Consider the following 22,656-nt stretch of genomic DNA (forward strand, 5'->3'; position numbering starts at 1 on the left):
ACCCCATACCCCATGCCCCATGTCCAACAACTTAAAGATTACCGAACCCTTTTTTCTTTTTATCTTTCTTTTTCTTTTTCGCGGCTGGGGCACCAGCGTTGTAACCACGCCATCCGGGGGCTGCGGCACGATTGCCTCCTCCTCCAAAGGGGCTGCCCATACCACCACCAAACATTCCTGGCATTCCGGGTAAGCCGCCACCTTGACCCATTTGTTGCATGAGCGATCGCATTTTTTGAAAGTCAGCTACTAGTTTACTTACGTCTGGTTCTTTGTAGCCTGAACCAGCAGCAATCCGTCTTCGGCGACTGGGAGAACTGGCTAATAAATCGGGGTCTTGGCGTTCTTGGCGGGTCATGGAGTTAATCATTGCTTCACAGCGTTTGAGTTGGGTTTCTCCATGTTTTAGCTGGTCATCTGATAGCTTGTTCATCCCTGGAATCAGCTTCATGATGCCTCCCAGGGAACCCATGTTTTTCAATAGGCGCAGCTGTTTGAGAAAATCGGTAAAGTCAAACTTCGCCGTCAGGATTTTTTCCTGCATTTTCTCGGCATCTGCTAAATCAATTTCTTCCTGGGCTTTTTCTACTAAAGTCAGAACATCACCCATTCCCAGAATCCGGGATGCCATGCGATCTGGATAAAAGGGTTGCAGTGCCTCGACTTTTTCACCCACCCCCACAAATTTAATTGGCGCTCCCGAAATCCGTCGCACTGACAGCGCCGCACCACCACGGCTATCGCCATCAAGTTTGGTGAGAATCGCCCCAGTAATTCCAATTTCGTCGTGGAAAGTGCGGGTCAAATTGGCTGCTTCTTGCCCGGTCATGGCGTCAACCACCAACAAAGTTTCGTGGGGTTGGACTGTTTGTTTGATGCGGGCTAATTCCGCCATCATGTCTTCATCAATTTGCAGCCGCCCAGCAGTATCGATAATTACTGTATTTACACCTTCTGCTTTGGCGCGTTCTACACCTTGCCGTGCGATTTCTACAGGGTCTGCATCGCTTCCGAGTTCAAAAACTGGTACGTCAATTTGCTTACCCAGGGTTATCAACTGGTCGATCGCTGCTGGGCGATATACGTCTGTGGCCACCAACAAGCAACTACGGTCTAATTTCCTCAGATGTAAAGCTAACTTCGCAGTTGCTGTGGTTTTACCAGTACCTTGCAGCCCTGCCATTAGCACAATAGTAGGTTGTTCTTGGGCTTCTACTAAAGGAACATTCTCATCCCCCATCACCTGCACTAGCTCATCGTGAACAATTTTGATGAACTGCTGGTCAGGTCGCACGCCGGAGATTACCTCGGCTCCCTGTGCCTTGGTTTCGACTTCGGTAATAAAATCTTTGACTACCTGGAGATTGACATCTGCTTCCAACAAAGCGCGGCGTACTTCCCGCAAAGCGTCTTGAATGTTGGATTGAGAAATTTTGTCTTGTCCCCGCAGTTTTTTCCAGGCGGCTTCTAAACGGTCAGATAAAGCATCAAACATAATGTAATTACAGGTAGTTCGCCAGTGAGGAATTCTAAAGCGCCGATGAATGCGATTCAGATTTTCCGGTAAATTTTAAACGTGCTATTTACCAGCTTAGTAGTTTTCACCCCGACTGTAGCAACTAGATACCTACGTTTATTGAAGATTGAGTTTAAAGTACAGTAAGACTAAGAATGGCTATTGTACAGCGAGAACATACAGCACATATCGCTATGACTAGCAACACACTGCTTCAACCAACAGAAATCATTCACTTATCAGGTATCAGTTGGCAAACCTATGAAAACTTGCTAGCTGAACTTAGTAATAGTCGCCGTCTTCGGCTCACATACAATCGAGGTACTCTAGAAATCATGGTTCCCTCACCTGAACATGAACGATACAAAGAAATTGCAGGTCGATTTGTCGAAACTCTCGCAGAAGAACTAGAACTTAGAATTGAGTGCCTTGGTTCTACCACTTTTAAACGTCCAGAGCTGAGTGGTGCAGAACCAGATAAATGCTTTTACATTGAAAATATTAATGCCATAAGAGGCAAAAAAAGAATAGATTTAGCGCAAGATCCACCGCCAGATTTGGTAGTGGAAATTGATATTACTAGTAGTTCAAAAAATCGTTTTGAAGTCTATGCTGATATGGGTGTACCTGAAATCTGGCGATATGATGGTAAAGATTTTAGTATTAATATTTTACTAAATCAAAAATATATATCTGTTGAACAAAGTTTAGCATTTCCTAATCTGCCACTAACAGAGATTTCTAATTTTTTAGAGGAGGTGGAAGAAAAAGATTATTTAGAATTAGTTCAAGAATTTCGTCAATGGGTTAAAAGCCAAATTGTCAGAAGTCAGAATTAAGAAGTCAGAATTCAGAATTCAGAATTCAGAAGTCAGAATTAAGAATACTTTGATACCGGAATTAAATTTTTAATACAATTATAAAAGAATATATGTCGCAGCGAATCAAAGTTTATTCTTACTCGATATATCACTCAGCAAATTCATACATTGGCATCATTCTTGCCCAAAGAGCATTACAGGGGTTACCTGTAGATATTGAACGACGACCGATTTACATTCCCAAGGAGCGGGGTATTAAGGTAGCCGATCTCCAAGGAGGAAGTGAAAGCGCCGCCGTGTCGTTGTATCACAAAGAAGATTGTTTGCGGTGGGCAAAAAAGTACGGCATTGAAATTCGACTCAAGGAACTTGACGAATTCCGCAGGTGGGTAAAGCGCTGGCAAGAAATGGAATTTAGTCGGGAAGAACTTCCCGCTAGAGCATACTACGCTGCTCGTGGAAGCGGGAAGGAGCATCTTTTGGATGCTGGTTTTTTTCGAGCTAGCTATGTTGACTTACTTGATGTCAACGATGAATCTGTAATTAAAAAAGTGGCAAATGATGTGGGATTGAATGGCGATCGCATTTTAGAATTAGCTTACGGCGAAGCAGCTAAACAAGCCGCAATTGAAGCTTTAGCGGAATACGAACAATTTGGCTGTCCCGGTGTACCAACTTGGGTAGTGGAAGGCGAAAAATTTTGGGGCAAGGATCGTGTTGATTGGCTTGCTGAAAAAGTCAAACAACTATCTTCAATATGCCCCTAACACACCTACAAGAATTTTATTTTTACTACTCTCTGTCTTTCTTAAGAGCCAGTCTTTGACGATTGAGTTACTGGTTTTGAGCGCTGCTGTTGATAAAAGCGGACAACTTTTTGTACATAGTCACCAGTAAAGCCTGTGTCGCAGCCTGTATACTTGCCAGTCATCCACCAACAAGCAGCACCACGCACAGAGGCTATTTCATTCTTAGTGGCGGCGAACTGATTGGTTAATTCACGGCGGGTGATACAGGATACAATTGAGCGGGCGATCGCAGGGCTGTTTTCAAATTGTGTCGGTGTTAGTTCTCGTTTGAGACAAGTCCTTGACCAGCCTTTGAGGGTTTCTGGTTTGACTTGCCATTCACTATAAAGCCCATCGTTGGGATTTTTTGTTTGGGGTGCGGCTTGTCGCAATGCTTCTACCATCGCTGCAACTTGGGCATCAGAAACCGGCTGTTGTGCTTGAGCTAATGATGGTAATAGTCCTAAGCTGATAATAACTCCACTCAGGAGTACTGGGATATTTTTTTTGCTCATGAATTTGGAATTATTTTGAGATATCGCCAGGTATCATATTATATGATTTTTAACTTTCTATCTGGTTAGGCGAACTAAGAAAAAACGTAAATCTTGGTATTGCTCAGAGAAACTCCGGTGTTGAGAGTTACAATTTGGGTTTGGGCTATTGCTCCTGTGCCATCAGAATCGAAGAATAAATAACCGTTATTTTGATTGAAGATAAATCTGGTATCAGTTGTTGTTGCTGCCGTATCTAAAGCGAATTGATTAACAGCGATCGCACCACCAATTAGTCCACCGCCAAAACCAGGGCTGTAGATAAAAGTTGTATCATCAAGGGCGTTAAAATTAGTAATTGTGTCACTTGCTTCAGTGGGAGAGTAGAAAGTAAAGAAATCATATCCCGCTCCATCAACTAGAATATCGTTGCCAGTTCCGCCAACTAGGATGTCATTGATAAGGCAATACGGTTCAGTTAAGGCTAAAACTCTTGGTCAAATTCAATTTTTTTAACGTAGACGCGTAGCGGCTTGCCGCAGGCTACCGCCAAGGACGCATTCGCGCAGCGTCTCGTCAGAGAAGGACGCAAAGAGAAGAAAGAAAGGCTTAACTGAACTGTATTGATTGATAAGGGAATAAATAATCAGCAGGAAAAGTAACCGTAACCATATATAGTATTCCTATTTTATTTTTCAACAAAATTCAGTACATTTAATCTTTTAGAATCTTTTTGCCTATTACACAAATAATTTTATCCATCAAACTGGATTGCTATATTTATCTCCTTAATTGTGGAAGTTTCCAAAAGAATGTAGAGGCGTAAAGCTATACGCCCCTACAGTTGAGTCATTTGTTAGGAACAATTCTGTCGATTTACTGAATGTACTTAGGTACACAAAATAGAATAGAGAAACTATTAATATAATTCACGTACCTTTGGTGCTGGCTGAGATACAGCATGGTGTATGTGAGATTGCAGAAAACTGTATTGCAATTTCAAAAATGTGTTGCAAAAATTACAATACTCCATTAGGGACTTCCAAGAAGACTGTTGACTGTTGACGGTTGACAGTCAACAGTATCCAGTGCGTTGGACGGGTTCATCTGCTTGAATCAACTGGCGTTCAACAACCTCAAGCGGAATAATTTATTTTTTGGAGTTCCCTTACTTATAAAGTAAATATAAAAACAATGAGTAAGCAAAGTGCCATCCTCTAGGATGCAGTATATGAGGGTATAAAAATGATTAAAGCCTATGCTAATACATTAATGAAAAGTCAAGATTTACCTGAATCACCAGCAATGAAAATTTTACTTATTGATGACCACCAATTAATCTTGACTGCAACCTTTAATTTACTGCAACAAGAATATCCGAATGCAGATATTATCAAAGTTAGAAGTGTATTTGAGGCTCTCAGTAAAATTGGGACTGGGGCTATCAATAAAAGTGGGACTTCTGGCTTTGACTTGATTGTTATGGATTTATCTATACCAGAAGCAACGGGAATGACAGCCCAAATTGATACAGGTATTAACTTAATTCAACAGTTACTCAAGCAATATCCCCAACAAAATTTGATGGTACAAAGCAGTTATGTTAAGGCTTTGGTTAGGATAAAACATGAGATTGACGAGCATCAAGGTGGATTTGCGATCGCAGATAAAGGATTATCAGAACAGGAAATGTTATCTCGCGTTTACATAGCACTCCAAGGTGCAACTCATACACAGGATATCAAAAATGGTTTGGAACTCAAACCAGAGTGGTTAGAAGTTTTAAGATTAGCCTTTGAAGAAGGATTAACAGATAAGTTAATCTCGGAACGAATGTATAGATCTGAACGTGCAATCAGGGCATATTGGACAAAAATTCAAGATGTTCTCGGACTTTATCCAGAAGACTGTAAAAGAGAAGGTAAAAATATCCGCATTCAAACAGAAATCCGCGCTCGCCAAGAGGGACTAATTGATTAGTTATCGTCAAAATTCAGAATTGAAACATAAATTCAACTCAAAATCTTTATGGTGTGGGTTAATTGGAGAAGGATTAAAAATGAAATCAAAATTTTGTTACTGGCGTCACTTCCAGGAACTACATTTTTAATTGTGATTGTAATTGCACGTTTATATGGATTTTTACAAGATTTTGAATTGACGGCATTAGACACATTCTTACGTTGGCGTCCTGGGGAAGTAACTGATGACAAAGTTGTGATTGTGGGTATTAATGAAGAAGATATTCGTAATGTTGGTAAATATCCCATTCCTGATAGAGAAATTGCAGCAGTAATAGAAAAAATACAAAAATATAAACCCGTCGCCATTGGTTTGGATATATTTAGAAATTTCCCTGTTGAACCAGGTCATCAAGAATTAATAAAAGTATTTCAAAAGTATCCAAATATCATTGGAATTGAAAAAATACTACCTCCAGATTTAATTTCACCACCACCACAATTACCACCAAAGCAAATAGGTTTTTCTGATATCATCGCAGATAAGGATAATAAATACCGCCGCTACCTCCTTTGGACACCATCACCTAAAAATCCTCATAATACTGAAGAAGATAAATTATCCTTGGGACTACAGTTAGCACAAGCTTATTTATCTCATGAAAATATTAATATGCAAACGGGGATAGTTGATAAAAATACAATTAGATTTAAAACTACAGAACTACCGCGTTTTTTATCTAATACTGGAGGATATATCAATGAAAATAGCAGTGGTTTAAAAATATTAATTAATTTCCGCTCTGGTAAAAAGCCATTTCATATTTTATCGTTAAATGATATCAAAGCTGAAAATATTAATCCTAATCTACTACAAAATAAAGTAGTAATAATTGGAATTACTGCTATTAGTAGCACTGATTTTGTCAATACTTCTGCAACTATCGAGCAAAAAATACGCGGACAAATATCTGGAGTAGAATTTCACGCTCATGCTTGTTCTCAAATAATTAATGCAGTGATTAACGGACGACCATTGTTAAAAGTTTGGTCGGAGGAATGGGAATATATATGGATAATAGCTTGTGGCTTTTATCCGATAATTATTTTTTCACTAACACAATCTTTATGGAAGAACTTGTTAGCTGTTGTAGTTGTAGCTTTCGCATTATTTGGTTTAGCTTTAGTACTTATAGGATATGGTTGGTGGATTCCCATTGCACCAGGGTTATTAACTTTGATAATTAATGGTTTAGGTTTGAGTGGTTTTGCATTTGCCTTATATCAACACAATCAATTATTTAATATTAAAATGAACGAACGCCAACACACAATTGAACATGCATTTACTGTAATTCATAATGGCCCTCTACAAACTTTAGCCAATGTCTTAAGACAGATGCAAGCTCAAGATTGGCCTTATCAAGAATTGAAATTACAGTTAGAAAAACTCAATTATGAAATTCGCGAAATTGGTGAATATCTAAAGCTTGAGGCTTTATCTCAAGAAGAAAGTCTCCGTTTAGGTAGTGGCTTAAAACTTGATTTAAAATGTCCAATTCATGAGCTTTTTTATGCAGTGTATACTAGCACCCTGGAACGCCAAGATTTAGAATACTTGAAAAATATTAAAGTTAAAATTCGTACTTTTGAACCAGTAGATGATAAATGTTTGAGCGTCAATAACAAACAGGAACTTTGTTTATTCTTAGAAGAAGCTTTATGCAACGTAGGTAAACATGCTAAAGGTGTCAAACGCATCGAAGCTATTGGTAAAAAATATGAAGATTTTTATATCCTGAAAATTCAGGATAACGGGCCCGGACTGATTTCGTCCTTTGAAAGTAAAGGAACAAAACAACTGAAAAACATTGCTAAAAACTTGGGAGGTGATTTTCGGCGTGAAAGTATTGCTCCCAAAGGAACGGTGTGCGAAATAAGCTGGAGATTAAGAAAATAGTAATACTTGTACTACGTAGTAACCGGAGGGTGATAAATTTATTGCAATATTCCTTTGTTCAAATATGAGGCTTAAATGTCACGATTATTTAACAAAACTCTTACTATCAAGTTAATAACCGGTTCTTTTGTGGGTTTGTTACTGTTTTTACCAGCAATAGCAGCTGCTAATTTTAGACCAAGCGATCGCCAACCTGCAAGCGACTACACCAGAAGCGGCGGTGGTAGAGGTTGTCCGAATTCAAAGAATCAAATTCCTTTAACATTACTTGCACCTAAAACATATATTGGTTATACAGCTTCCACGCGTCCCACTTTTGTGGGTTATGTATCTAGTTCTCATGAAATCGAATTTCAAATTTTTGAGTTTGTTTCTAACAAAACAGTCACTCCATTAAGTAATCCTATTAAACAAAAAACATCACCAGGTATTTTCCAAGTATATCTTCCAGAAAATTATCCCCAATTAACTGTAGGTAAAAAATACTTTTGGCAAGTAGCAATTAGTTGTCCGGGAGACGATTTAGTAGAAAGATCTGAATTTATGGTTGTAGAAATCCCATCTACAATCGAAAACAAATTATTAACTACAACCAATGAATTGCAAAAATCAAATACCTACGCCGCCGCAAATTTGTGGTATGAAGCCTTAGCAGAAGCACTCAAATCAAGCAATTCTCAAAAATTGGGACAAGTCGGTTCAAATCTTGTTCAGGAGTTTGCTAAGTATGAGTTAGTCAGAGACAAAGACAATGAAGAATCAGTGAAAAAACGAATAGTAAATTTGCAAAGAATTGCCAATCAAGAAAAGTGATGTTTTGGGTTGACAGTTGACAGTTGACAATTAATCGTTGATAGACAACATCAATGATGATGTGATTTAAATAAATCTGGTGAAAGTCTTGTGGGGTGGACATATTGTCTGTCCTATCTATAGAATTTTCATGCAAATTTCATTTTATAAATAGCTTTTATATCAAGAAATAAAAATATCACAACACACTAGCATTCTCAATTAATTGCCAACAAAAAATTATAATTAAAATCTGAAATTAATCATTTAAATTTAATGAAAAATAATAATTTCCAATTAAAAAATAAACAAAAAAAACCGAGACTTCAGCGCAACAGCATATCCCTAATCTTGGGTTTAATTATCTTCCCTAGTGTTGTATCTGCTCAATCTACTCCCCCACCAGGAGTTAATATTCCGCCAACAACACCAGAAATTCTCGACCAAACAATTCCTAAACCAACTCCCTCACCAACTCCTCCCCCGACTCCTCCCGCAGTTTCTCCACAGATTTTGAATTCTCCTGAGACACCAACATCGCCAGATACGAGTTTTCCTAATAGTGAAAGTTTTCTAGTGAAAAAAGTTGAAGTTCTGGGAACTACAGTTTTAAAAAATGAAATTGCAGCGTTAGTCAAGTTATTAGAAAATCGTCAAGTAACTTTTGCAGACTTGATTCAACTACGTTCGGATATCACCGACCTATACATCAAAAACGGCTACGTCACCAGCGGTGCATTTTTACCCAACAATCAAAATCTCACTGATGGTGTCGTCCAAATTCAAGTAGTAGAAGGCGAACTCGAAAAAATTGAACTAGGGGGATTAAGGAGATTACAACCAGTATACGTGCGATCGCGTCTGCAAAAAGCCTCCTCTACACCCTTAAATCAAAAACGTTTAGAACAAGCACTGCAACTATTACACCTCGATCCTTTAATTGAACGGAAAAACGCACAGTTAACCGCCGGTAGCACTCCCGGTAGTAATATATTACAAGTCACAATTACCGAAGCGGCTGCATTTCATGGCGGAGTATTTGTAGCTAACAATCAAACCCCCAGTATTGGTTCTACCCAAGCAGGAGTATTTCTCAGCCATGATAACTTGTTGGGTTTTGGGGATAGTTTTACTGCTGAATATGGCATTACTGAAGGACTGAATATATATAATGTCAGCTATACAATTCCCATAAATCCAAATAACGGTACTCTTGCTTTTCGCGTCAATAATAGCGACAGCCGCATCATTGAAGATGAATTTAGCGACTTGGATATTAAAAGTGACGCACAAACTTATTCTTTTAATTATCGTCAACCTTTGTATCGCAAACCACAATCTGAATTTGCCATTGGTTTAGGATTAGATTTACGCCGCAGTCAAACATTTTTACTCAATGACATTCCTTTTTCTTTTTCTGAAGGGCCAGAAAACGGTTTGTCAAAAGTTACAGTCATTCGTTTTTCACAAGACTGGGTGGAACGCAGTGCAAAAAGAGTTTTAGCTGCACGTTCTCAATTTAGTCTTGGTATTGATGCTTTTGACGCTACAGTTAACGACTCAGGTACTGACGGAAGATTCTTTTCGTGGCTGGGACAATTTCAATGGGTACAACGCCTATCACCAGGAACAATTTTATTAGGTAGATTAAATGCACAACTCACAGGAGATTCTTTATTATCTTTAGAAAAATTTAGTATTGGTGGTTTTGATACAGTGCGCGGCTACCGTCAAAATGAATTTGTAGCAGACAATGGAATTACAGCTTCAGTTGAAGCTCGAATTCCTTTAACTTCTGCCAATACATTACAAATTGCGCCTTTTTTTGATGTCGGTACAGCGTGGAATAATCGTGGTACTTCCCGTTCAGAAACCTTTGCAAGTTTGGGGTTAGGTTTAATTTGGCAACCAATTCGAGATTTAAATATACGTTTAGATTATGGTATTCCGTTAATAGATGTGAATAGTGGAGGGAATACTCTGCAAGATAATGGTCTTATTTTTTCGCTGCGATATCAAGCGTTTTAAGGTGTAATAATTCATGCTAATTTATATTTCACTCCAAGAGTTAAGCGCGATTTTTTACTGAATTTAGGACTTACGCAAAAACTCTCTGAAACTCTTATTCCTCCGTATCCTCTGCATCCTCTGTGGTTAGATTTTCCGTTGCCTGTGCGTAAGTCCTGCGAATTGATACTCAACATTTAATTACACTCTCGACTCATTACTAAATCGCCGTTTGCTAGTCGATATACTCCTTGGGGTTCAACAATCAAGTCACCTTTTTTCCATTGTTGTGTTGTATTATCATTACTGATATTTTGTACATCACCTGTAGAATAATTTGAAGCAGAGGCATTACCAGGACGAGTAGGTAAACCACCAACACCTGTAATTAAAAAAGTACCTTCTTGTTTGGAACTACGAGCGATGCAGCTATTAGCAATTAGGACATCAGTATTAATAGGATTATCTTGTAATTCTGTGAGGCTGTTTTGGATAAAAGTGATGTCAGGCACGCCGATGATATTACCAGATATTGCACCACTGGCGTTGATATCGGCGCGATTATTACCCTCTAATTGTGTTCTTAAATTTACTCGATCGCCTGTTTGAGGTTGGGGACGATACAGTGGAGAACTTAAAAATGCTTGGGTGTTAAAAGTGATATCGCCGCCTCTACCATCACTAGCGAATGCTAAGATGTCGCTGTCTTCTAAGGCAATGATAGTATTAGCAGTTAGGGTAATATTACCACCTCCACCTGCACCGCTAAGGACATTTGTACGAATATCGCTATCACCGCGCAGCCGGATATCTTGTGCTGTAATATTGATACTACCACCTGAAGATTGTGTGCTAGCTGTGCCTATTGTACTGTTATTACTACGCAAGCTATTACGCAGATTAATAGATATATTACCTGGATTTCCTTGACCAGTACTGCTGCTATTTACAAAAGAATTGTCTGTCAAAAAAAGCGTGTCAGACTGAATATTAATATCACCACCCTTACCAGTAGCTGTATCTACTACTCCACTATCTATGAAAGAGTTGCTCAATGACACATCATTCTGCACTTCTACAAATATATTGCCTCCATTTCCTTGTCCAAAAGCGCTGCTTTGTAAATAGGCATCGTTGCTTAAAAAAAGCGATCGCGCTTTAATTGTGATATCCCCTCCTTTACCTTCTCCTACTACTCCTTGGGAATTAAAGGCTGCAACGCTTTGTACGAAAGTTCCGTCAAAATAAACAGGGGCATTTTTCGCTTCGATAATTATATTTCCTGCATCTCCTTGTCCGGTACTAAAAGTTCCTATTTGAGAATTACCGCTTGCAGAAATCAAATCTGTTACATGAATGCGGATATTTCCTGCTTTCCCTGCTCCAAAATTAGCCGCGCCAATGATACCGTTATTTAATAACAGCGAACCGGTTTGCAAATCGATATCTCCTCCATTACCAAGAGATAACTGGTCAACGCTACTAGTTATTGCACTTTGGTTATTGTTTCCCGAAATTGAAATTTTATCTTTAGCTTGGATAGTTATATTGCCAGCATTTCCTTCTCCAACAGCATTAGAAACGATGAATGAATTATTAGTAAGTTCTAATAAATCTGTATTGATAAATATCTTACCTCCGTCCCCTTTACCAGCTGTGCTAACATTCACTTCCGAATTATCATTTAGAGAAAGGGAACCAGATGCAATAGTAACATTACCACCCTGACCAGTAGCAGACTGAGTAACTACACCAAAGATTAAACTATTTGTTAAGGAAACATTGTCTTGGATGTCTAAAGCTATATTTCCAGCGTTTCCCTGTCCTACAGTATTAGTTTGAATAATGTTGTTAGTTAAAGAAAGCGCTCGCCCTTTAATTAAAATATCACCAGCTTGACCGCTCGTTATTGTTCCTGATAATAAACTCCCCCCCGCAGTACTGGATATTACACTTGAATCAAATATAAGATTCGCTTTTTTTGCTTCTATTGTGAGATTTCCTGCATCTCCTTGTCCAAAATTACTAGTTGCTATTTGGGCATTTTTAACGCTAAAAGATTCAACAGCATTTATTTGAATATTACCTGCATTACCATTTCCTAAACTACTAGTACTAACTTGACCGTTATCTAAAACAAAACTTTTTGTCTGTATATTAATATTTCCTCCCTTTCCTTCTGCTCCTGTTTCAAGGAAACTACTAATTGAAGTTGTTGCACCAGTTCCCAAAATTGTCACTTTGTCTCTAGCTTGAATATTAATATTTCCGGCATTACCTTTTTCAAGAGTAAAAGTCCCAATTGCTGCATCACCAATAATTTCAAGATTAGCTGCCTTGATAATTATATCTCCAGCATTTCCACCATCTTCTATGACATTAAAAATTGCACTATAAGCAGAATTTGTACCCTCAAGAGTTATATTATCTGTAGCGGTAATTTCAATATTACCTGCCGAATTATTAATATTTTCTATACCTTCATTTACGAGGGTGAAACGGCTACCATCGGAAAAATTAAAATTACGAGAATTAACAGCAATACTACCGCGATCGCCAGATACAACAAAAACAGAAGCGGTATTTTTAAGAGTTACGTCTCCTCGTATTACATTATCAGGAAAACGCCAACCTGTAGTATCTAAATTAATTATTCCTGGTTCTGTTAAACCTCCTAATTGAACTCGTCCACCAGGAGCAAATATAAACCCCTGGTCTAAAGTTACATTTCCACCTATAAGTGATAAATCTTTGCCATCAAGTACTGTTAATCCTGCTATCTGACGTTGAGGATTGCCATTCAACGCGAAACCCAATACTGTAGACGCAGCTCTAGAATTGTTAATAATTTCTGCTTGATTGTTAACGGCATTAAAAAATAGTGCTGAAGGTTGGACGCTGAGTAAATTACTTTGGGTGGGTTCCGAAGCGCTGAATATACCCGTTTGTCCTAAATTAATGCCATTAGCAGTTGTGGCAACAAATGAACCCCCCACATCTAAACTAGCGTTGCGGCCGAAGATAATACCATTAGGGTTAATTAAAAATAAATTTGGGTTAGAATCGCTAATTATACCCAGAGTTCCGAAAATTTCTGAAGGGTTTTTACCTGTAATGCGAGTTAAGACATTTTGAATGTCAGAGTTATTAATTAAAAAGTAAGCTCCTCGTCCTTGGCTAACATTAAACTCTTGGAAACTATGAAATAAATTAATTCCACGAACTGCACCACCATTGATTAAGTCAACTGGCAAATTGTTAATGTTATCTAAAGGTGTGACAAGGGAGCGATCGCTACCTAAAGTGTTATCCGGTATAATGTTACTTTGAGCAAAAACACAGTTACTAAAAAAGAATATTTGTAATGCCACACAGCCCAATAAATTCAACTGTGTTCGCAATGATTGTTGAGAAATGTTTATCATAAATTTCAGTTGCATTTGTCTGAATCTCAATCACATTTTTTACTCATAATTAATTGCCCGTTTGCTAGTCGATATACCCCTTGGGGTTCAACAATCAAGTCACCTTTTTTCCACTGGCGCGTTGTATCATCATTAGTAATATTTTCTACATCACTTGTAGGATAGCTGGAAGCTGAAGCGTTACCAGGACGAGTAGGTAAGCCACCAACACCTGTAATCGAAAAATTACCTTCTTGCTTGGGACTACGAGCAATACAACTATTCGCAATTAGCGCATTAGTATCGATGGGATTAAATTGTAATTCTGTGAGGCTGTTTTGAATAAAAGTGATATCTGGCACGCCGATGATATTACCAGAAATTGCACCACTGGCGTTGATATCAGCACGATTGTTATTATTTAATGACTGAAGGCTATTTGCATCAGTTGAAGTTTGCGTCGGGCGATATAGTGGTGAAGTCAACAAAGCACGAGTGTTAAAAGTAATGTTACCACCTTGACCTTGCGGCGCAAAGGCGAGAATATCGCTATCTTCCAAAGCAATAATAGTGTTGGCATTGAGGGTAATATTACCTCCACTACCTCCACCTGTAGATAAGTCGGTGCGGATATCGCTGTTAACTAAGCGAATGTTTCTTGCAGTGATATTGATGCTACCACCGCCTGCTTGTTCAGATTGTGCGTTTACTAAACTATTATTTGCGCTGAAATTTTCCTTGGCAGTAATATTAATATTCCCTGCAACACCTCTTCTATTACTCCTTGTAGAAACTCCAGCAATGTTATTAGGCAAATTTAAATCGCTTGTAAATAAATTAAAGTTAGTTGTAGATAAGAATATTGTTCCGCCGTTTCCAGTAGAACTAGTACCTGCAAATAGACCAGTGATATTATTTGAATTGCTAGAGATAGTGATACTATCTGCGGCATTGATGGTAATGTCACCAGATTTACCACTGTCAACAGTTCCTGTAGTTATCAATCCACCATTTGATGCTTCAAATACACGAGCATTGAAAGTTATATTACCGCTGTTACTAGAATTACTAGTTGCTGCTGATACAAAAGCATTGTCTGTTAGACGGAAATAATCTGTGTTGATTATGATATCTCCACCTTGACCAAGCGCCCCCCTTTGGGTTTCGGTTGATATTCCACTTGCATTTCCATTTATATTAGTTCCTGAAATAGTTACTGCATCAGGAGCATCAATGCGGATACTTCCACCATTACCTTGTCCACCAGGGAAATTTTCTGTTGCTTCAGCAATTAAAGTATCAATTCCACCACCGTTAGTTAAATTTAGTTTTCGTGTCTGAATTTTAATATCTCCAGCATTACCAACTCCGCCTGCTCCTACACGACTATTGATTGTACCGTTGTCAAGAACAACTCCATCATTGCTGGCAATAAAGATATCACCAGCATTGCCTTTGCCATAAGTTCCAGCGCCAATAACTCCATTTGTTAACTGCAAATATTTAGTATTAATTGTTATATCACCACCATTACCTACAGCGACTATATTATCTTTCAAAGATTCAACCCCTGTAGTGATAAAGCTACGAAAATTAGCGTTTGAGCTAATCAAATTAACAGAATCTGATGCATTGATAGTAATATTACCTGCATTACCTCCTAAATTGTTAACAGACTCTGCTTGGATAGAACCACCATTTTTTACAAAGAGATTCTTCGTTTCTAGTGTTATATTACCAGCAGGACTACTGCTAAAAGTTGTGGTAGCAATACCAGTAAAGAGATTTCTTGAACCTTTGAAATCGATTTCTATTAAATCAGTAGCTGTAATGTTAATATCTCCACCACGCCCAATTGTTTCACCTGGTTCTGGTTCTCCAGAAACAGAAGAAATTGTTCCATTATTTGTTAAAGTAATTTTTTCAGTCTGGATATTTATATTGCCAGCATTACCAACGTTAGATATCACTTCTGGAAGAGAGAAGGCACTTGCAGTAATAAAAGAATTATCTAAATTAATATTGCGAGCCATAATATTAATATCGCCACCATTTCCATCAAAAGTACCAGTTGTTATTTGAGATTGGTTTTCCAAATTTAAATAATTTGTACTAATAGACAAATTACCTGCAATTGCTTTTATATTACTAGTTGTAGAGATGATTCCTGCATAATTATTCAAATTAATTGAATCAAAAGCCTGAATTTTAATATTTCCGGAATCATTTCCTAAAATGTTCCCCGCACTTATGAAAGCAGCATCTGTGAGCAAAAGATTTCGTGCTTGGATATTAATACCACCGCTTTTGCCGTAGGTTAGCGTTTCTGAAAAGATTTGTTGTGCAGAGGCACGTGGTTCAACAGCACTTGAAATCAGACTACCATAACCGTTAGCCTTTCTTCCATATAGTGAAACTGCATCTTTAACTACAATATTAATAACACCTGAATTACCTTCTGTGGCAATTGCTTGAATACTACTACTATTAATGTTTAGGGATTGAGCATTAACATTAATGTTGCCACTATCTCCAACGCCTGAAGCAATATTTCCCAAAATACTACTTTCATTGAGTGTTACAATTCCAGTAGCATTAATGATAATATCACCTGCTTTTGTGTCAGGGGTTCCTAGATTCGGATCTATACCAGTCAAAAAATTACTGGAATTTTCTAAATTAAAATTATTAGCATTAACTACAATATCACCACCACCTCCACCAACGGCAATGGCAAGAGATTGATTCACGAGTGAGATATCTGTTCTTGCCACACTATCAGGAAAAGTCAAGCTTAAATTGTTGTCATTAACATTAAGTCGTACTATTCCTGGTGCAGTCAATCCACCAATCTCTATCCTACCGCTTAATGCACCCAGTATTCCTTTATCTATTAAAATTTGTCCTGTAGATTCTGGTGTAGGTGAGATGCGACCGCCAAGTAGAATTAAACTTTTATTATTGGGAACCGCCAAAGTCGCACGATTTTCAATTGAGTTTGCACTCTGATTAGCAATTTGATTAAATAAAAATGCCGTTGGATTGACGCTAAGTAATGAATTATTAGATGTAACTGGTGAAGTTAAAGAAAATTCTGCACCGCCAGGAAATTGAATTGCATTAGCTGTGGTAGCTACAAAGGAACCACCAATATTTAATTGAGCATTGTTACCAAAAATAATGCCGTTGGGATTCATCAAAAATAAATTAGCAGCACCTTGGGCATAAATCAATCCTTGAATATTAGATGTTGTTCCACCAGTTACTCGTGCAAAGATATTACTAATGTTGGAATCGTTAAGAAAAATTGCTCCACCATTATTAGGAACGCTAAAACTGCTGAAGCTGTGGAATAGATTTGTATTGCCAACTGTTGTACCACCTGAAATATAAGAACCTAAGCCAATATCTGTAATTTGTGTTCCTGAAGTTTGGTCAGATGTTACTTGAGCTAAGGCGCTAGCATTTGTTATAAAACTTAAATTAATTAATATCCCCAAGCGGCAATACCAATTTAAATAAAATTGATTAATCATGGCTTAAATTTATGTAAATTTAAAGGCTCAGATCCCCGATTTCTTAATAAGTCGGGGATCTTGTTGGTTACAAATAATTAAGTAAGGCTACATTACACCAGCAATAATATTACCAGAAATTGCAGCACATACTAGTGTTTATATTGGAGCGATCGCTCTTTTTCATCGAATCCAGACAAATCACTAGTTTTTTGCATATAACCAGCGAAATCGCAATGCAGTTTTCTGCAATCTGCAATACACAATCATGTATATAACACTGCATGAAACCTGAGCGAATAATTTTCGTATTTTTTTTACTCTATATTTTGTTCCTCGGTTTCTCAGCTTTCTTCCCTATTCTTTGACTCTGCAACTAACCTCAAAAACCAAAGCTGATTACTATATTTATTCTCATTTGAATTCCAAAAAGGAGAAACAAATGTCTACTTTTGTTGGTTCTGCTACTGGTGTTCCTAAAACTGGTTTAACGTATATAGACGGTTTACTATGGGGCAGTCGTTGGAAAATTGAAAACGACAATAGAAAACTAACTTATTCTTTTGTTGATAACAAATCTTGGGATTATTTCTTCGACAATGCTGAAATCAACGCCTTTACTAATGCAATCAAAGCTTGGTCGAATGTAGCGAATTTCCAGCTAGAATATTCTGGTTTTAATGACTCTCAAGCTGAGTTAACTTTTCATGTTATTGATTCTTCTCTTTTTGGCGATGGCGTACTAGGTCTAGCAAACCCGCCAGGAGAATCTTTCGATTTTCTTGCAGAAGGAGATGTTTTAGTTAACTGGGAACCTTACCAATACAATCCTGATGCTGCTTTAGCAGTTGGTGGCTACTCTTACTATACTTTTGTTCACGAAATTGGTCATGCTTTGGGATTAGCTCATCCTCATGATAATGGAGGAACTTCTTCGATTTTTCCTGGCGTTGATTACTCTGGAGATTTTGGCGACTACAGCCTGAATCAGTTTGTAACAACAGTTATGTCTTATGTTGATATTCAAAGTCCCTATTCTCCTGGGTATGAGACAAATTGGGGTTATGCTGCGGGGCCGATGGCATTTGATATTGCAGCTATCCAATATCTTTACGGTATTAATAAGTCATACAACACAGGAAATAATGTTTATTTACTGCCAACTTTTAATGGCGTTGGAACCTATTGGTCTTGTATTTGGGATGCAGGCGGAACAGATACAATATCTGGTCAAGGGGCAACTAATTCAGTAATTATTGACTTAAATAACGCGACTTTGGCGAATAACGATCCTGGTGCTGGTGGCTTTATTAGTCGAGTTGTTGGTATTAAAGGAGGATTTACCATCGCTAATTCCAAAGGCGGTATATCTGTTATTGAAAATGCCATCGGAGGCAATTTTAATGACAGTTTAACAGGAAATGAATACAACAATTATCTGTCTGGGGAAGGCGGAAACGATCTCATTGATGGCAGAGCAGGAAATGACAGTCTTTTGGGTGGCGCGGGAAATGACACGCTTTATGGCGGCGCTGGTAATGATACCCTCAATGGTGGTACTGGCAATAATACTTTATATGGCGGAACTGGCAACGATCGCTATATATTCAATAGTGATAGTTACTACAGTATTTATGAATACCTTAATGAAGGTATAGACACAGTTGAATCTGCCTACAACTTTAACTTAGGCCCAGCTTATTTAGAAAACTTGATTCTCACAGGCACATCTGCAATCAACGGCACTGGTAACAATCTCAACAACACAATTACAGGTAACGGTGCTAACAACCAACTCAATGGCGGTGCTGGCAATGACACACTATATGGTGGTGCTGGCAATGATAGTTTAGTTGGCGATGGAACTACTAACGAAATTAAAACCTTTAGCAATAACTCTGCTGTTACTATCCCTGACTTGTCTACAATCACATCTAGTTTAGCCGTCAGTGGTTTACCGACATCAATTGTTGATGTCAACGTTACTTTAAATATTAGGCACTTCTGGGATTCTGACTTAGATGTGTTCCTGATTAATCCAACAGGGACTCGCGTGGAATTGTTTACTGATGTCGGCGGTAGTGGCAGTCATTTTACTAACACGACATTGGACGATGAAGCGGCAACATCAATTACACTTGGAACTGCACCTTTTAGCGGCAGTTTCAAACCAGAAGGATTGCTATCTACTTTTGACAATAAAAACCCCAATGGCACATGGAAATTAGAAGTCAGGGATGATGAAGCCGCAGTTGCTGGTACGCTTAATAGTTGGTCGCTGCAATTTACAGTCCAAACTGTCGGCGTTGGCAACGATTTTCTTGATGGAGGTACGGGGAATGACACCCTAACTGGGGGTGGTGGTAACGATACATTAATTGGTGGTACTGGTAATGATGTCCTTGTTGGTGGTACTGGCAACGATACATTAACAGGTGGTAGTGGTAGCGATCGCTTTACATTTAACTCTCGCAGCGAAGGAATCGACCGCATTACTGATTTTAGCGTAGTTGATGATACAATTTATGTTTCTGCGGCTGGTTTTGGTGGCGGATTAATTGCTGGTGCTGCTATTGCTGTTAATCAATTTTTCTTGGGTTCCGCAGCAACTACAACCAGCCAAAGATTTCTCTATGATAAAGGTAACGGTTCTCTGTTCTTTGACCAAGATGGTACAGGAGCGATCGCTAAAATCCAAATTGCCACACTCAACGCTGGATTGTCTCTAACCAACGCAGATATTTTCGCTGCTTAAAATCTTGTGGGGTAGGCATCTTGCCCGGCCTGTAAAATGCCCACCCTACAATAAAAATAATTGCAACATTATAGCCTTGCCACCAGGCTATAAATTGTTAATTATTTACACAATATCTTGAATTATCAATGGTTACAATTCCAGTAATTGATTTGTCTGGTTTCACTAATGGCAATACAACAACTAGGCAAGGTGTTGTTAAACAAATTTATCAGGCTTGTCATGAAATCGGTTTTATGTACTTGCAAAATTCAGAAATATCAAAAGATTTAATCGAGCAAGTATTTATTTACAGTAAATCTTTTTTTAATTTACCTTTAGAAGTTAAACAAAAGCAAGCTTGGAGTGATGAATTTAATAATACAGGCTATGTTGCTGTAGAGAGAGAACGTCTTGACCCGAATAAACCAGGTGACTTAAAAGAGGCGTTTAATGTCAGCAAACAAGGTGCTGTGGGTGTGGATGCTTGTGTTGTGGCTTTTTATGACAGTTGTACAGAATTGGCTAACACGGTGTTGCAAACATTTGCTTTGGCGTTGGAATTACCAGAAGATTTTTTTACCACCAGACACAGCCAACACAATCATACCTTGCGTTTTCTCCATTATCCCCCATTGCAAACACCACCCAAACCCCAACAAGTACGTGCAGGGGAACATTCTGATTATGGTAGTATTACTTTACTTTTCCAAGATCCTATCGGCGGCTTGGAAGTACGAACAACCGCAGGAGAATGGATTGGTGCGGCTGCAATACCTGATACTGTGATAGTGAATACTGGCGATTTAATGCAGAGGTGGACAAATAATGTATTTTGTTCGACTAAGCACCGGGTAATGATTCCCAAGGACGACAGGGTAAACCAGTCTCGCTATTCTATTGCTTTTTTCTGCCATCCTAATGATGATGTAGAAATTGCTTGTTTAGAAAGTTGCCAAAAAGAAAACTCATCTATTTATCCTCCCATCCTTGCGGGAGAATATCTTTTACAACGGTTACAAGCAACATATTAAATAGAATTCAGGAGTCAGAATTCAGAATAAATTGCAGTCCGAGTGGCGAATAAATAAACAGCAAACATCGCAGCAAATCTACAGACATTTGCTGAAAATTAATGTAGAGACGTAGCAATGCTAGGTCTCTACAAGGGTTTTGGGTTTCTTAATGCTATATAATTTGGTCATGCTATTGTTGACACACTGATTCCTAAATTCTGAATTCTGAATTCTGAATTCTGAATTCTTTGCTCTTATGATGAAAACTTACGATTGGATTGTGGTTGGTGGTGGGATTACGGGTGCTACGCTGGCTTATGAGTTAAGGAAAGCAGGCTTTGGCGTACTTTTGCTGGAAGAATATGAAATACCACAGAATGCAACTCGCTATAGTTATGGTGGGCTTGCTTATTGGGCGGGTAATACACCATTAACTCAGCAATTGTGTGAAGATGCGATCGCTCGCTACCATATCCTATCTCAAGAGTTAGACGCTGATATTGAATTTCGGGAATTAGATTTATTACTAACGATTTCAGCAGGTAGCAATGCTGAGGCGATCGCTAAATTATATAGTAATTGTGCTGTTGTACCGCGTTTACTCACCCCAAAAGCAGCTGGTGAATTGGAACCACTGCTAAATCAACAGGCCATATCTGGGGCTTTAACTGTTAAACACGGTCATATTCATCCACAAAAAACCGCACAAGCCTACATTCAAGCTTTTTTGCGTGGTGGAGGTGAAGTACAAGTTAATAAAGTATTGCAAATATTAAAAAATGGCGTACAAACAACTAACGCAACTTACCACAGTGCAAATGTCGCCATCTGTGCGGGTGGACTTAGCCGCCAGCTACTAAAATCAGCTGGTATTTCCTTTAAGATATATTTTACCCACGCAGAAATCATTGAAACTGCACCAGTTGATGTCAGGTTACGCACCTTAGTTATGCCCGCAAATGTGCAACGATATCACTTAGAAAGCCAATCCACTGAATTTGAGCAATTGTGGAATGAACCAGGTAATGAACCAATACCAGCAATATTAGATGCTGGTGCAATTCAGTTTCAAGATGGTAGCTTGCGTTTGGGTCAAATTAGCCGTGTACTCACAGATCCTAATGCTGAGGTCAATTCACAAGCTAGCGAACAATGGTTACGAGAAAGTGTGGCGGAAATTTTACCAGCTTTAGGGAATTTACCAGGAACTTGGCATCATTGCTTAGTGGCATTTAGTAACAATCAAATTCCTTTTATGGGTGCTATTCCTGGATTTGAAAACATTCATGTGTTTTCTGGATTTAGCAATCCCCTTGTCATCGTACCACCCTTAGCAGAGCGTTTTGCTAAATTCGCAGCTGGTAAGGAAGATACAATTATTTAGAGAAATAACATCATGTCTGGTAAAGTACTTGTGATATGTCATTGCGAGTGCAACGAAGTGGAACGAGGCAATCGCAAGGATTCTGCGATTATTTCACTTCGCTATCGCTACGTACCCTTCTCTTCTCTACGAGACGCTACGCGTAGCTTGCTTCCACGAAGTGGTACGGGTTCCGCCCTTGGCGGTACGTAATGACAAGCATTTAGCCAGACTTGATATAATATTATGTCCGCATAATTAGTTATGATTCCCACAGTATTGCAC

General features: G+C 38.5%; 14 protein-coding genes. 10 read left to right on the forward strand and 4 right to left on the reverse strand.

The window, feature by feature from the left end:
- Positions 1 to 31 precede the first annotated feature (31 nt).
- Positions 32 to 1,495: a signal recognition particle protein gene (gene ffh, locus GNE10_RS13915; RefSeq protein ID WP_185565683.1), complete on the reverse strand. Its 1,464-nt coding sequence runs from the start codon at positions 1,493 to 1,495 to the stop codon at positions 32 to 34.
- 215 nt (positions 1,496 to 1,710) lie between these two features.
- Between ffh and GNE10_RS13920 the strand changes: the two genes are divergently transcribed.
- Positions 1,711 to 2,355, forward strand: a complete 645-nt coding sequence (locus GNE10_RS13920) for a Uma2 family endonuclease (protein ID WP_185565695.1) — start codon at positions 1,711 to 1,713, stop codon at positions 2,353 to 2,355.
- Between the two features lie 92 nt (positions 2,356 to 2,447).
- A complete protein-coding gene (locus GNE10_RS13925; RefSeq protein WP_185565684.1) occupies positions 2,448 to 3,104 on the forward strand; it encodes a 2-hydroxychromene-2-carboxylate isomerase in 657 nt (218 codons plus the stop codon).
- A gap of 41 nt (positions 3,105 to 3,145) precedes the next feature.
- Here the strand turns inward: GNE10_RS13925 and GNE10_RS13930 are convergent, their stop codons facing one another.
- Positions 3,146 to 3,640 (reverse strand): hypothetical protein, encoded by a 495-nt coding sequence (locus GNE10_RS13930; protein WP_185565685.1) that lies wholly within the window; start codon positions 3,638 to 3,640, stop codon positions 3,146 to 3,148.
- A gap of 1,224 nt (positions 3,641 to 4,864) precedes the next feature.
- Here GNE10_RS13930 and GNE10_RS13935 point away from each other — a divergent pair.
- The 4 genes from GNE10_RS13935 to GNE10_RS13950 all read left to right on the forward strand — a co-directional run bounded on the left by GNE10_RS13935 (position 4,865) and on the right by GNE10_RS13950 (position 10,360).
- Positions 4,865 to 5,599, forward strand: coding sequence for a response regulator transcription factor (locus tag GNE10_RS13935; RefSeq protein WP_185565686.1), 735 nt, complete (start codon positions 4,865 to 4,867; stop codon positions 5,597 to 5,599).
- Between the two features lie 48 nt (positions 5,600 to 5,647).
- Positions 5,648 to 7,540 carry a CHASE2 domain-containing protein gene (locus GNE10_RS13940; RefSeq protein ID WP_185565687.1) on the forward strand — a complete coding sequence of 631 codons (1,893 nt, stop codon included), beginning with the start codon at positions 5,648 to 5,650 and terminating at the stop codon, positions 7,538 to 7,540.
- A 75-nt stretch (positions 7,541 to 7,615) separates the two neighbouring features.
- Positions 7,616 to 8,353 carry a DUF928 domain-containing protein gene (locus GNE10_RS13945; RefSeq protein ID WP_185565688.1) on the forward strand — a complete coding sequence of 246 codons (738 nt, stop codon included), beginning with the start codon at positions 7,616 to 7,618 and terminating at the stop codon, positions 8,351 to 8,353.
- A 255-nt stretch (positions 8,354 to 8,608) separates the two neighbouring features.
- Positions 8,609 to 10,360 (forward strand): ShlB/FhaC/HecB family hemolysin secretion/activation protein, encoded by a 1,752-nt coding sequence (locus tag GNE10_RS13950; RefSeq protein ID WP_185565689.1) that lies wholly within the window; start codon positions 8,609 to 8,611, stop codon positions 10,358 to 10,360.
- 176 nt (positions 10,361 to 10,536) lie between these two features.
- Here the strand turns inward: GNE10_RS13950 and GNE10_RS13955 are convergent, their stop codons facing one another.
- Positions 10,537 to 13,764, reverse strand: coding sequence for a filamentous hemagglutinin N-terminal domain-containing protein (locus GNE10_RS13955; RefSeq protein ID WP_185565690.1), 3,228 nt, complete (start codon positions 13,762 to 13,764; stop codon positions 10,537 to 10,539).
- Positions 13,765 to 13,790: 26 nt separating this feature from the next.
- Positions 13,791 to 17,279, reverse strand: a complete 3,489-nt coding sequence (locus GNE10_RS13960) for a filamentous hemagglutinin N-terminal domain-containing protein (protein ID WP_185565691.1) — start codon at positions 17,277 to 17,279, stop codon at positions 13,791 to 13,793.
- 421 nt (positions 17,280 to 17,700) lie between these two features.
- On the opposite strand from GNE10_RS13960, the gene GNE10_RS13965 reads away from it, so the two are divergent.
- The 4 genes from GNE10_RS13965 (at position 17,701) to GNE10_RS13980 (ending at position 22,584) form a co-directional block, all read left to right on the forward strand.
- Entirely contained in the window at positions 17,701 to 20,013 is a 2,313-nt protein-coding gene (locus tag GNE10_RS13965; protein WP_185565692.1) for a proprotein convertase P-domain-containing protein, read from the forward strand.
- 128 nt (positions 20,014 to 20,141) lie between these two features.
- Positions 20,142 to 21,026: an isopenicillin N synthase family oxygenase gene (locus GNE10_RS13970; RefSeq protein WP_185565693.1), complete on the forward strand. Its 885-nt coding sequence runs from the start codon at positions 20,142 to 20,144 to the stop codon at positions 21,024 to 21,026.
- Positions 21,027 to 21,267: 241 nt separating this feature from the next.
- A complete protein-coding gene (locus GNE10_RS13975; RefSeq protein WP_185565696.1) occupies positions 21,268 to 22,392 on the forward strand; it encodes an FAD-binding oxidoreductase in 1,125 nt (374 codons plus the stop codon).
- A gap of 12 nt (positions 22,393 to 22,404) precedes the next feature.
- A complete protein-coding gene (locus tag GNE10_RS13980) occupies positions 22,405 to 22,584 on the forward strand; it encodes a hypothetical protein (RefSeq protein ID WP_185565694.1) in 180 nt (59 codons plus the stop codon).
- Positions 22,585 to 22,656 lie beyond the last annotated feature (72 nt).

Origin of the sequence: Nostoc sp. 2RC (assembly GCF_014222165.1) — a bacterium.
GTDB lineage: Bacteria > Cyanobacteriota > Cyanobacteriia > Cyanobacteriales > Nostocaceae > Nostoc > Nostoc linckia.